This window comes from Mycolicibacterium sediminis (assembly GCF_010731735.1).
In the GTDB taxonomy this organism is placed as follows: Bacteria; Actinomycetota; Actinomycetes; order Mycobacteriales; family Mycobacteriaceae; genus Mycobacterium; species Mycobacterium sediminis.
The window spans coordinates 881,601-893,836 of sequence record NZ_AP022588.1 but is presented as its reverse complement, the minus strand read 5'-3'; the positions used below and the strand labels follow the sequence as shown (position 1 = coordinate 893,836).

The 12,236-nt window shown below is 71.2% G+C and carries 13 protein-coding genes; 6 read left to right on the top strand and 7 right to left on the bottom strand.

What is annotated here, in order from left to right; translation table 11 throughout:
* Positions 1-65 precede the first annotated feature (65 nt).
* The 4 genes from G6N64_RS04390 to G6N64_RS30455 form a co-directional block, all read right to left on the bottom strand.
* The gene (locus G6N64_RS04390; RefSeq protein ID WP_163795775.1) at positions 66-2,597 is read right to left on the bottom strand and encodes a DEAD/DEAH box helicase; all 2,532 of its coding nucleotides are present in this window, start codon (positions 2,595-2,597) and stop codon (positions 66-68) included.
* Positions 2,598-2,643: 46 nt separating this feature from the next.
* Positions 2,644-2,805 carry a hypothetical protein gene (locus G6N64_RS04385; protein ID WP_163795774.1) on the bottom strand — a complete coding sequence of 54 codons (162 nt, stop codon included), beginning with the start codon at positions 2,803-2,805 and terminating at the stop codon, positions 2,644-2,646.
* A 133-nt stretch (positions 2,806-2,938) separates the two neighbouring features.
* The gene (locus tag G6N64_RS04380; RefSeq protein ID WP_163795773.1) at positions 2,939-3,865 is read right to left on the bottom strand and encodes an NAD(P)/FAD-dependent oxidoreductase; all 927 of its coding nucleotides are present in this window, start codon (positions 3,863-3,865) and stop codon (positions 2,939-2,941) included.
* Positions 3,866-3,964: 99 nt separating this feature from the next.
* A complete protein-coding gene (locus G6N64_RS30455) occupies positions 3,965-4,090 on the bottom strand; it encodes a hypothetical protein (protein WP_264002166.1) in 126 nt (41 codons plus the stop codon).
* Positions 4,091-4,176: 86 nt separating this feature from the next.
* On the opposite strand from G6N64_RS30455, the gene G6N64_RS04375 reads away from it, so the two are divergent.
* The 4 genes from G6N64_RS04375 (at position 4,177) to G6N64_RS04360 (ending at position 7,734) form a co-directional block, all read left to right on the top strand.
* Entirely contained in the window at positions 4,177-4,656 is a 480-nt protein-coding gene (locus G6N64_RS04375; protein WP_163795772.1) for a DUF4383 domain-containing protein, read from the top strand.
* Positions 4,657-4,675: 19 nt separating this feature from the next.
* The gene (locus tag G6N64_RS04370; protein ID WP_163795771.1) at positions 4,676-5,392 is read left to right on the top strand and encodes an NUDIX hydrolase; all 717 of its coding nucleotides are present in this window, start codon (positions 4,676-4,678) and stop codon (positions 5,390-5,392) included.
* Positions 5,393-5,473: 81 nt separating this feature from the next.
* Positions 5,474-6,307 carry a cutinase family protein gene (locus G6N64_RS04365; RefSeq protein WP_246230939.1) on the top strand — a complete coding sequence of 278 codons (834 nt, stop codon included), beginning with the start codon at positions 5,474-5,476 and terminating at the stop codon, positions 6,305-6,307.
* Positions 6,308-6,360: 53 nt separating this feature from the next.
* Positions 6,361-7,734, top strand: a complete 1,374-nt coding sequence (locus G6N64_RS04360) for a type II NADH:quinone oxidoreductase Ndh (protein ID WP_163795770.1) — start codon at positions 6,361-6,363, stop codon at positions 7,732-7,734.
* Between the two features lie 22 nt (positions 7,735-7,756).
* Here G6N64_RS04360 and G6N64_RS04355 read toward each other — a convergent pair whose 3' ends face one another.
* Positions 7,757-8,305 (bottom strand): hypothetical protein, encoded by a 549-nt coding sequence (locus G6N64_RS04355; RefSeq protein ID WP_163795769.1) that lies wholly within the window; start codon positions 8,303-8,305, stop codon positions 7,757-7,759.
* 85 nt (positions 8,306-8,390) lie between these two features.
* On the bottom strand, positions 8,391-9,419 hold the full coding sequence (locus G6N64_RS04350) for an NAD(P)H-dependent flavin oxidoreductase (protein WP_163795768.1): 1,029 nt from the start codon (positions 9,417-9,419) through the stop codon (positions 8,391-8,393).
* Positions 9,420-9,496: 77 nt separating this feature from the next.
* Here G6N64_RS04350 and G6N64_RS04345 point away from each other — a divergent pair, with 77 nt between their 5' ends.
* Together G6N64_RS04345 and G6N64_RS04340 are read left to right on the top strand one after the other, a co-directional pair.
* Positions 9,497-10,480, top strand: coding sequence for an AEC family transporter (locus tag G6N64_RS04345; protein WP_163795767.1), 984 nt, complete (start codon positions 9,497-9,499; stop codon positions 10,478-10,480).
* Between the two features lie 136 nt (positions 10,481-10,616).
* Positions 10,617-11,267, top strand: coding sequence for a cutinase family protein (locus G6N64_RS04340; protein WP_163801430.1), 651 nt, complete (start codon positions 10,617-10,619; stop codon positions 11,265-11,267).
* Here G6N64_RS04340 and G6N64_RS04335 read toward each other — a convergent pair.
* Positions 11,264-12,223: a DNA polymerase domain-containing protein gene (locus tag G6N64_RS04335; RefSeq protein ID WP_163795766.1), complete on the bottom strand. Its 960-nt coding sequence runs from the start codon at positions 12,221-12,223 to the stop codon at positions 11,264-11,266. The two genes, G6N64_RS04340 and G6N64_RS04335, sit on opposite strands and share 4 nt — an antisense overlap.
* Positions 12,224-12,236 lie beyond the last annotated feature (13 nt).

Below are 12,236 nucleotides of genomic sequence, written 5' to 3'. Positions count from 1 at the left end.
GCAGTTACGTCACGCGAAACGGCGTGTGGCGTGGCATAAGTGGACACTCGCGGCGGCCGGCGTGACTAGGAACGCCCCGCGTCGACGACCCGCAGCACCGCTGCGCCCTCCTCGTCGGACGCCTCGAGGTCGACCTCGACGTCGATGCCCCAGTCCTTGTCCCCTGCGGGGTCGTCGAGGATCTGCCGCACCCGCCACACGCCGGGCTGCTTGTCGATGATCAGCAACCCGGGCCCGCGGGCATCGGCCCCGATCCCGACGTCCTCGTGCTCGTCGAAGTACGCGTCGACGACGTCGCGCCAGCGCTCGGCCGTCCAGCCGGAGCCGCCGTCGAGTTCGCCGAGGTCGTACCAGCGGCCGCGCGCGAACAGTTCGACGCGGCGGAACAGCGCGTTGCGGATCATCGCGGCGAAGGCGCGCTCGTTGCCGGTCAGCGGGCGCGGGCGGGCGGGCACCGTCACCGGCGCGTCCAGCGGCTGGTCGGGACTGGTGAGCTGCTCCCACTCGTCGAGCAGGCTCGAATCCACCTGTCGCACCAGCTCTCCCAGCCACTCCACGACGTCGGTGACGGCCTCGGTCCGGGCGGACGCCGGTACGCCGGAGCGCAGCGCCTTGAACGCGTCCGACAGGTAGCGCAGCACTGCGCCCTCGGAGCGGGTCAGCCCGTACAGGCTGATCAGCTCGCGGAACGTCAGCGCCTTCTCCCACATCTCCCGCGCGATGGACTTCGGCGACAGCCGCGCGTCCGCCGCCCACGGGTTGCTCTGCAGGTACATCTCGAACGTGGCCGCCAACAGCTCGTCGAGCGGTTTGGGGTAGGTGACGTCGTCGAGCAGTTCGATGCGCTCGTCGTACTCGATGCCCTCGGCCTTCATCGCGGCGACGGCCTCGCCCCTGGCCTTGTTCAGCTGTGCGGCGAGGATCTGGCGGGGGTCCTCCAGCGTCGCCTCGATCACCGAGACGACGTCCAGCGCATACGTGTCCGAGTCCGGATCCAGGACGTCGACGGCGGCGAGCGCGAACGTCGACAGCGGCTGGTTGAGCGCGAAGTCGGGCGGCAGGTCGACGGTGAGCTGGTAACGCTTGTGGCCGGAGGGTTCGGTGACGCGCTCGAGCACACCGGCCTGCAGCAGCGAGCGGGCGATGCCGACGGCCTCGCGCACGTGCTGCAGCTGGCGCCTGCGCGGCTCGTGGTTCTCGGTGAGCAGCCGTCGCATCGCGACGAAGGGATCGCCCGGCCGGTCGACGACGTCCAGGATCATCGCCGTCGACACTCGCATGTTGCTGGTCAGCGGTTCCGGTGTGGCGTCGACGAGCCGCGTCATGGTCGACTCGCTCCACGGCACCATGCCCTCGGGAACCTTGCGCCGCACAAGCTTCCGACGCTTCTTCGGGTCGTCGGCGACCTTGGCGAACTGCTTGAGGTTCTCCACCTCGTGGTCGGGTGCCTGCACGACGACCGTCCCCGCGGTGTCGAATCCTGCGCGCCCCGCACGTCCCGCGATCTGGTGGAACTCGCGCGCGCTGAGCAGCCGGGTTCGGGTGCCGTCGTACTTCGACAGCGCCGAGAACACGACGGTCCGGATGGGGACGTTGATGCCGACGCCGAGGGTGTCGGTGCCGCAGATGACCTTGAGCAGCCCGGCCTGCGCCAGCTGCTCGACCAGGCGCCGGTACTTCGGCAGCATGCCGGCGTGGTGCACCCCGATGCCGTGGCGCACCAGCCGCGACAGCGTCGTCCCGAACGCCGAGGAGAACCGGAATGCACCGATCAGGTCGGCGATGGCGGCCTTCTCGTCCTTCGTGCTGACGTTGACGCTCATCAGGGCCTGCGCCCGCTCCAGCGCGGACGCCTGGGTGAAGTGGACGACGTAGATGGGCGCCTGCTTGGTGTCCAGCAGGTCGCCGATGGTCTCGTGCATCGGCGTCGTGGCGTAGGAGAAGTACAGCGGGACCGGACGCTCGGCGTTGGCCACCAGCGCGGTGGTCCGGCCGGTGCGCCGGGTCAGGTCGTCGCGAAGGAAGGTGACGTCGCCGAGCGTCGCCGACATCAGCAGGAACTGGGCTCGCGGCAGTTCCAGCAGCGGCACCTGCCACGCCCAGCCGCGGTCGGGATCGCCGTAGAAGTGGAACTCGTCCATCACGACGAGACCGATGTCGGCGTCGGCCCCCTCGCGCAGCGCGATGTTGGCCAGCACCTCGGCGGTGCACGCGATGATCGGCGCGTCGGAGTTCACCGAGGCGTCGCCGGTCAGCATGCCGACGTTGGCCGCGCCGAACACGTCGCATAGGGCGAAGAACTTCTCGCTGACCAGGGCCTTGATCGGCGCGGTGTAGTAGCTGGGCCTGCCTGCCGCCAGCGCGGCGTACAGCGCGCCGGTGGCCACCAACGACTTGCCCGAGCCCGTCGGTGTCGCCAGCACCACGTTGGCCCCGCTCACCAGCTCGATCAGCGCCTCCTCCTGCGCGGGGTAGAGGGTGGTGCCGTTCGCCTCCGCCCAACCGGCGAAGGTGGCGAACAGCTCGTCGGGGTCGGCGCCCGCGGCACGCAGGCCGCTCAGGTCACCGGCGTCGTCGAGCAGGGGGGTGGCGGTCATGTCGGTCACCAGCCTGCCTGACGGCCCGACGCGCACCGCCCTCAGGTCAGTGGCGCTGGTCCTCGACGGCGTCGCTCTGCGAACTCGTGACGACGAACGGCCGGCCCTCGGTGACGTCGGCATCCTCCAGCGCGAGGCCGAAGACGATCAGTACGGCGGTCGGTAGTCCGACCACGCAGAGCAGGGTCTTGATCATGAGGGCGTCCATTCGTGTCTCCGTCGTGCGCTCGTCGCGCCGACTGACTGGGCGCTGACATCGATCGTGTCGAGCGCGAGGCCCCTCTGGCATCCGCCGAACGGACGATGGACCGGTGGGTCCGGCTGTCCCCCGAACGGAGGACTCAGGCCAGTCGGGCCGCCAGCGCGGCGCCGAGACGGTGGCCCGACAGCCACGCCGACTCGACGCGCGGTGCTCCCGACGGGCACCACGAGTCGCCGCACAGTCCGAGCGGGCGCCCCTGGTGATCCGTCAGTCCGAACGGCTCGTCACCATGCGTGTCAACGGGTTTCGCGAACGTCCACCGGTGGGCACGAGTCCACTCCGGCGCGTCGGTGACGTCGAGCAGGCGCCGCAGCGCGTCCAGGACCGGTGCGACGGCGCCGTCGGGCTGATCGAGGTGCCGACGTGCGCGGTCCGCGGTCGTGTGGGCGACGAGCACCGCCGCGCCGTCGCCGCGTCGCGCGCCGTCGTCGGCGATGAAGCCGACGTCGGCGTCGTCGTTGACGAACGCGGCGTCGGTGATCGGCCAGCGTCGATCGGCCCAGCCCGCGGCCACCGCTATCACGGGTTCGTAGGTCACCCAGTCCGCGGCGTCGGGGGCCAGTCGCGCGGCCTGCGGATCCGGCATGGCGAGGACGACGGCGTCGTGGTCGAGGTCCTGGAGGTCGGCGATCTCGACCGCGGTGCGGACGTCCTCGGTGACGGAGTGCTCGACCAGCGATCGAAGCCCACCGGGTGCCGCGTACCGCACCGGACCGGACGTGGTCCTGCGGCCGTCGGGTGACACGACGTCGAACGTGTCGGTCCAGGGCTTCGCGAGTCCGGCCCCGACCCAGTCATCGACGACGGCGACGAACTCCGGTTCCTTGGCGGTGAAGTAGGCGGCGCCGAGGTCCACGCGGCGGTCGTGGACGAGCGGCGACGCCATCCGCCCGCCCGGTCGACGGCCTCGGTCGATCAGATCGACCGTGATCCCGTGGTCGCGAAGCGCGCGGGCGCAGGCCGAGCCGGACAGTCCTGCACCGATGACGGCGACGCGTGGCGACATGGCACCACGGTAGTCAGCGCGGTCACGCACGCGAGTGGCCACTTACGGCGCGGTTGTCAGACGATTGCGCCACGTAACTGGCCACTCGAGCCCGGAAGGCTAGTCGTCGGCGTCGGGGATGCCCTCCGGCGGCGGCGTTCCGTAGGCGGGGGCGGCGGGCGGCACCTCCAGCGGCTGGCCGTCCTCGGACTCCGAATCGTTCTCGTGCTGTTCGGGATTGGTCATCGATCAGCTCTACCCGGTTCCGGCTCACAGTATCCACACAGCGAACGTCGTGTTTGGACGCCCGTCGGCCGGATATGTGGCGCCGCATGGCAACTCCAGGAACTCAAGGATCACCCGCTGCGGCACCGACGTCGGGCCGCTCCGCCGTCCAGTGGGCCGCCATCGCGGTCGGGGCGGTCTTCCTGCTCGTCGGCATCCTCGGCTTCATCCCGGGCGTCACCACCGACTACGACACGATGACGTTCGCCGGCCACCACTCCGAGGCCAAGCTGCTCGGCCTGTTCAACGTGTCGGGTCTGCACAACGCCGTGCACCTCCTCTTCGGAGTCGTGGGTCTCGCGCTGTCCGGCACGTTCAGGGCGGCCCGCTGGTACCTGGTGGGTGGCGGCATCGTGTACGCGGTGCTGTTCGTCTACGGCCTCGTGATCGACCACGACTCGTCGGCGAGCTTCGTCCCCGTGAACACCGCCGACAACTGGCTGCACCTCGGTCTGGCCGTGGGGATGCTGGCGCTGGGCATCGTGCTCGGTCGCGTCGACGCCCCTCGGGACGTCCGCCACACCTGATCCTGCCTATGGTCGAGCGGTGACGATCAGCTACGACGACGCGCTGCGCGACCGGATCCGGGACAACCTGGCGGGCCACCGCCGCCGCGTGGTGACCGATCCCACGAAGCGGCACGCCGCCGTCGCGGTGGTCCTCGTCGACTCGCAGGAGGGCGAGGACCGCGTCGACCCCGCGCCGGTCGACGACTGGATCGCGGGCCGGCCGATGGAGGCGGGCCTGGACGGGCGGATGGTCGGGGTGTCCGGCGGTGCGGCGTTCCTGCTGTGCCGGCGCGCGTCGCGCCTCAGTTCGCACTCCGCGCAGTGGGCGCTGCCGGGCGGCCGGCTGGACCCCGGGGAGACCGTCGAGGTCGCCGCGCTGCGCGAACTCGAGGAGGAGGTCGGCGTCACGCTGCCCGAGTCGGCCGTCCTCGGCCTGCTCGACGACTACCCGACCCGGTCGGGCTACGTCATCACGCCGGTGGTCGCCTGGGGTGGCGGGCGGCTCGACCCGCGGCCCTCTCCCGACGAGGTGGTCGCGGTCTACCGGATAGGCCTGCACCAGCTGCAACGCGAGGACTCCCCGCGGTTCATCGCCATCCCCGAGAGCGCCCTGCCCGTCGTGCAGATCCCGCTCGGCAACGACCTGATCCACGCACCGACCGGCGCCGTCCTGCTGCAGCTGCGGTGGCTGTGCCTCGAGGGCCGCGACGACCCCGTCGACCAGCTCGAGCAGCCGGTGTTCGCCTGGAAGTAACGCCGGAGGCGTCTGCGGGCGAAGTACCAGCTGAAGCGTCGGACACGTGGACCGTCCGCGCGGGGTTGGAGGGAACCTACTGTGAGCCGTCGTCTGAACACCCGTCTTCTGGGGCTGACCGCCGTGGTCGCCGCCGTCGCAGCAGCCGGGCTGTCGACCGCCGGGACCGCCGCGGCGGTGCCCGGTTGCGCCGACTACCACTGGATGGGTGCCGCGGGCTCGGGCCAGCGCGATGGCGCCGGCCTGACCCAGAACGGCGGCATGGGTGGTGTCGTCTACCAGTCCTACCTGCAGCTCAGCTCGGAACTCGCCGCGAGCGGACGGACCATCACCGCCGAGGCCGTGCAGTATCCCGCCGCGCCCGTCCCGCTGGAGGGCGGCATCGGCGGCTGGATGGGCTTCATGGACAGCGTGAAGGTCGGCGCCGACGCGACGGCCGAGCAGCTCGAGGCGTTCACCGCGCGCTGCCCCGACACCATGGTTGTGCTCGCCGGCTACTCGCAGGGCGCGATGGTGATACACCGCAACCTGTACGACGTCGCCGACGACTACCCGAACGTCGTGGCGGCCCTGCTGGTCGCCGACGGCGACCGGCTGCCCGTCGACACCACGATCAACCTCGGTTCGACCGCGGTGACGCCGGGGATCGGCAAGGGCGTCGCGCAGGAGCACTCGTTCCTCGCCTCCACTGACACCTCGCCGCTGCCGCCCGCGATGGGCGCCCGCACCATCAGCGTGTGCGACGTCGGTGACCCGGTGTGCGACTACGACCCGGACGCCGACGAACTCGCCCCCGCGGCGCTGGCCATCCACACGTCCTACGCACCGGCGGCCAGCGGGCCGCACGCCTGGGGTTCCCCGCTCTACCAGCTGGTCAGCAGCGCGGTCCCCGCGTCCACCGTCCCGGCCGAGTAAGTCGCCCACATCCGGGGTAACTCACGCGCATGGCCGTCGTGAAGGAGTCCCGGATGAGTGTCGCCCCACACCCAGCGCAGCGGAGGCACCAGGTCGTCGTCATCGGCTCGGGCTTCGGCGGGCTGAACGCGGTCAAGGGATTCAAGCGGGCCGACGTCGACGTCAAGATGATCGCCCGCACCACCCACCACCTGTTCCAGCCGCTGCTCTACCAGGTGGCGACGGGCATCATCTCCGAGGGCGAGATCGCCCCGGCCACCCGGATGATCCTGCGCAAGCAACGCAACGCCCAGGTCCTGCTGGGCGACGTCACCCGCATCGACCTCACCCGCAAGGTGGTCGTGTCGGAGTTGCTCGGCCACGTCTACGAGACGCCGTTCGACACGCTGGTCGTCGCGGCCGGGGCCGGCCAGTCGTACTTCGGCAACGACCACTTCGCCCTGCACGCGCCCGGCATGAAGACCATCGACGACGCGCTGGAACTGCGCGGCCGCATCCTGGGCGCGTTCGAGCAGGCGGAGCGGTCCAGTGACCGGGAACGCCGCCAGAAGCTCCTCACCTTCACCGTCGTCGGCGCCGGGCCGACGGGCGTCGAGATGGCCGGGCAGATCGCCGAACTCGCCGACGAGACCCTGCAGGGCAGCTTCCGGCTCATCGACCCCACGGAGGCGCGGGTCATCCTGCTCGACGCCGCGCCCGCCGTCCTGCCGCCGATGGGCGAGAACCTCGGCAACAAGGCGCGCGCCCGGCTCGAGAAGCTGGGCGTCGAGATCCAGCTCAACGCGATGGTGACCGACGTCGACCGGAACGGCTTGACCGTCAAGGACTCCGACGGTTCGGTCCGGCGCATCGAGTCGGCGTGCAAGGTGTGGTCCGCCGGGGTCGCGGCGAGCCCACTGGGCCGCGACCTCGCCGAGCAGTCCGGCGTCGAACTCGACCGTGCCGGCCGCGTGCAGGTGCTGCCCGATCTGTCGATCCCCGGCCACCCGAACGTGTTCGTCATCGGCGACATGGCAGCCGTCCCGGGCGTTCCCGGCATGGCGCAGGGCGCGATCCAGGGTGCGAAGTACGTGACGAAGAACGTCAGGCGCGAGCTGAAGGGCGCCGATCCTGCTGCGCGCAAACCCTTCTCGTACTTCGACAAGGGCTCGATGGCGACGGTGTCGAAGTACAACGCGGTGGCCAAGATCGGGCCGATCGAGTTCGGCGGATTCCTCGGCTGGCTCGCGTGGCTGGGACTGCACCTGGCGCTGCTCGTCGGGTTCAGTTCGAAGGTCGCGACCCTGCTGGCCTGGACGGGCACGTTCATCGGTCACAGCCGCGGACAACTGGCGATCACCGAGCAACAGGCCTATGCGAGAACACGTTTGGAGACGCTGGCCGAGGTCGCCGAGCAGGCGGGCATCGAGGAACGCGCCGCCGGGTGATGCCCGGCAGCGCGTCCACGAGTCAGGCCAGCAGACGCTGCAGCGCGCCCCTGCCGACCTCCTCGGGCCGGTACTGCTCCGCGGCGAAGGCGCCGATCGCGACCAGTGCGCCGGTCGTCGCGGGCACCACCCACTGCAGCAGCTTCAACTGCCGCTGAGCGGCCGCGACCTCGGGCGGCGTGGTCGAGGTGGGCGTGGTGCCGTCGGCCGCAGGCACCGCGCGGTGGTCCGAGACCCTGCGGCCGAGGATTCGGCTGTACCCGGTGACACCCAGTGCGACGAGGGTGAGCGCGGTCTTGGTGACGGCCATCGACGGCACGCCCTGCTGCACCTTGGCGCGACCCATGTCGTGCTTGACCAGGCCCGCCGCTCCGATCAGGTGCACGCCGATCGCAGCGGCGTTGACCGGCGTCCAGCGATCCCAGGCGTCGTTCGTGACGGCGCCGACGCTGGCGGCGTCGCCCGCGGCGGACGCGGCGGGGTTGAGGGCCACCGCGTTGGCCAGGGTGCCGCCGAACCAGGCGGCCAGGCCGAGGTCGTGCATCTGGTGGACGAGTGTTGCGCGTGCCATGAGATCTCCTAGGTGAGGTTGCGGATGTTCCGCCGATACCCCGCCGCGGGCACGCGAAACGATCCGCACCGCAAGAGATCTGGCGCTACGCCTCGCCGGCGAGGCGACGCATGACCGCTGCGGTCGGTTCCTGGCGCGCCTCGCGGTAGCCGGTCCCGGCCCACAGGTGCACGAGGTCGGCGTCGCCCGCCGCTGCGGCGGCCTTGCGCAGCGGACTCGTGAGGTGGTGGATGGCGGGGTAGCCGAGCGGCGCCGAGGCGTCGTGTCGCTCGATGAAGTCGTTGCGCAGTCCGCGTGCGGGCCGCCCGGTGAACGCCCGGGTGAGGACCGTCTCCGTGCGATGCGGGTCGGTCAGCGCCGCGCGATGGGTCGCCGAGGCACCGCTCTCGTCGGAGAGCAGCAGAACGGTTCCGACGGCGACGGCCTCGGCGCCCGCGTCGAGCACCGCGGCGACGGCGCCCGCGGTGGCCAACCCGCCGGCCGCCACCACGGGTAGCGACGTGCCGTGCACGACCTCGGCGACGAGATCGGCGAGCACGACGTCGGCCGGTGGTCGGTCCGGCGTCAGCGTGCCCGAGTGGCCGCCCGCGCCGATGCCCTGCAGCACCAGCAGGTCCACCCCTGCCGCTTCGGCCGTCGCCGCCTCGCGCAGGGACGTGACGGTCTGGCCGACGATGGTGCCGGCCCGCCGCAGGCGGGCGACGACGTCGGGATCGGGGATGCCGAACGTGAAGCTGACGAGCGGAACGGGTTGCGCGAGCAGCAGTTCGATCTTCGCCGCGAAGTGGTCGTCGTCGTCCACCACGTCGTCCGGAAGCGTCAGACCGTAGCGGTCGGCGTCGCCCTGGACCGCCGACCGGTAGGCGCGGTAGTCCTGCGGGGTGATCGGCACGGGGTTGGGCGCGAACACGTTGACGCCGAACGGGACGCCCGCCGCGCGCACGGTGTCGATCGCGCCGGCCAGTGCCTCCGCGGTCTTGTAGCCGGCGGCGAGGAAGCCGAGGCCGCCGGCCCCGTGCGCGGCGATGACCATGGCAGGCGTGGTGCCGCCGCCGGCCATGGGCGCGGCGACGACGGGGATGGTGAGGCCGAGGTCGGCCAGGGGGGACGTCATCTGAATCCCTTTCCGTGATGCAGCCGGAGTACGTGTCCGTCCTCGGTACAACGATCCTCGGCGGTCGGGCTTCCGCGATGCAACGACCGATCTCCTCGCTGCTGCGAGGGCCCGCCTACCAGCCTGACAGGATCGTCGGCATGCTCGCCGTACTCGAAGCCTTTGCGGTCATCGGCGTGGTGATCGCGGTGGGAGCGATCGTCGGCAGGACGGGCGTGCTGGGCGACAACGCCCGGATGGTGCTCAACCGCGTCGCGTTCCACGTCGGAGTGCCTGCGCTGCTGCTGCTCAGCCTCTCCGAGGCGACGCTGACCCAGATCTTCTCCCTTCCGCTGCTGATCTCGGCGGTCGCGACGCTGCTCGTGTTCGCCGGGTGCTTCGCCGTCGTGGCGATGGTGCGCAGACGCAACCGGGGCGACTCCACCATCGCCTCGTGGACCGCCTGCTACGTCAACGCGGGCAACCTCGGCATCCCGCTCAGCGTCTACGTCTTCGGCAGTACCACCGAGATCTCGGCGCTCATCCTGTTCCAGGCGACCGTGATGGCACCGATCGGCATCGCGATCCTCAACTCCGCCGCCCGGCCGCGGCGCTCCGCGGGACGTCAGGTCATCGCGCTGGTGACCAACCCGATCATCGCGGCCAGCGCGGTCGGGCTGGTGTTCGCCGGCACCGGCGTCGATCTGGGTGGTCCGGTCGCGGATCCGCTGCGGTTGCTCGCCGACCTCGCCATCCCGACGGTGCTGCTGGCGTTCGGCATCTCGCTCAGCAGTCGCGCGGAGCGCACCCCGCCGTCCGACCGCGTCGACCTCGGGCTGGTCGTGGTGTTCAAGACCGTGCTCATGCCGGCGCTCACGTTCGTCCTCGCCCGCTGGGTGTTCGGTGCGTCGGTGGAGCAGACACTCCTGGTGACGGTATTCGCTGCACTGCCCTCGGCGCAGAACATCAACACCTACGCAGCGGTGTACCGCAGCAACGAGTCGTTGGCCCGCGACGCCACCCTGATCTCGACGCTGGTGTCGGTTCCGGTCATCTGCGCGATCGTCGCCGTGCTGGGGTAGCGGTTTGCCAGACGGTTGCCAGGGTATGGGTTCGGTGGCGGCGGACGTCGTCACGAAGAAGGGTGGACCCAGCGTGAAGTCGAAGGTAGTCAGCAAGGTGCTCCGGACCGGTGTCGTCGTCGCGGCGGGAACGTGGATGGCGCTCGCGGGTTCCGTCGTCCCCCAGGCCGCGGCCCAACCGGCCTGCCCGGACGTCGAGGTCGTCTTCGCCCGCGGAACCGGTGAGGCCCCGGGTGTGGGCGGCATCGGACAGGCGTTCGTCGACGCGGTCCGCGCCCAGGCCGGCGCGAGGACGGTCGGCGTCTACGCCGTGAACTACCCCGCCAGCGGGGATTTCGACAACCGCGAGGCGTTCGCCCGCACCGTCGTCGACGGGATCCGCGACGAGGGCGGCCGCATCCAGCAGATGTCCGTCGACTGCCCCAACACCCGCATGGTGCTCGGCGGCTACTCCCAGGGCGCGGTCGTGACGGGCTTCGCCACCTCCGACGTGGTGCCCAGTGGCGTGCCCGCCGACCAGGTGCCCGCGCCGCTGTCGACCCAGGCCGCCGACCACGTCGCCGCCGTCGTCCTGTTCGGCACGCCGTCGGGTCAGTTCCTGAGCAAGTACGGCGCCCCGCAGATCACCATCGGGTCGCGGTTCGCGGACAAGACCCTTCAGCTGTGCGCACCCGGCGACACGATCTGCGACGGCGACTTCACCGGTGCGCCGTCGGTGGCGCACGCCCTCTACGGGGTCAACGGCCAGGTCAACGAGGGCGCGGCGTTCGCCGTGGGCAAGCTCTAACCCGACTGCTCCCGGCGCGCCCGGGCCCGCCGCTTGCCCTCGTGCATCGCGGCGACCCGGGCGACGGGGATGGTCCGGCCCTGGTCGATCAGGTCGTCCGGCAGACGCTGCGGGCCGGGCATGGACTCGCGCCACGGGTCCTTGCCCGCCAGCGCGTCCAGGGCGGTGTGCACGGTCATCGCAGCGGGGTCCACATCGTCGAGGTCGGCCCAGTCGACCGGGAACGACACGGGCAGTCCCGGACGCAGCCGCGGGGTGTAGGCCGCGGCCACGGTGTTGCCACCGGATCGGGTCGAGTCGACGAACACCTTGCCGTCGCGCTCGTCGAGGACGTACTTCGTGGTCGCCAGTGCGGGGTCCAACGCCTCGGTGCGGACGGCCAACGCGCGTGTCGCCGCGGCGACGTCGTCGGGCGGGGACGTGCCGTCGATCGGAACGAACACGTGGATGCCCTTGGCGCCGCTGGTCTTGACCGCACCGGCCAGACCACTGTCCGCCAGCGCCCGGTGCACCAGGTGGGCCACGGCGACCACGGCGTCGAAGCCGGCGTCGGCGGGCGGGTCGAGGTCCAGGACGAGGTGGGTCGCCCGGTACACGTCGTCCGCGAGGCCCAGCGCCGGGTGGTATTCGATGGCGCGCTGATTCGCCAGCCAGAGCAGCGTGCGACGGTCGTCGCACAGCGGGTAGCGCACCTCGCGGTGCGACGCGTCCGCCCAGATCGTCGTGGTCCGGACCCAGTCGGGCGTGTACTTCGGCGCGTTCTTCTGCATGAACGGCGCCCGGCCGCGCAGCGCCCGCAGCACGGTCAGCGGGCGGCCCGCGAGGCCGGGCAGCATCCGATCGGCCACGCCGTCGAGGTAGTCCACCAGATCGCGCTTGGTGGCCCCCGCCTCGGCGGTCAGTGGCTGGTCGAGGTTGGTGAGGTCGACCCCGTCGCGCTGTTCTGCGGCGCCCATCGGCCCAGCCTAG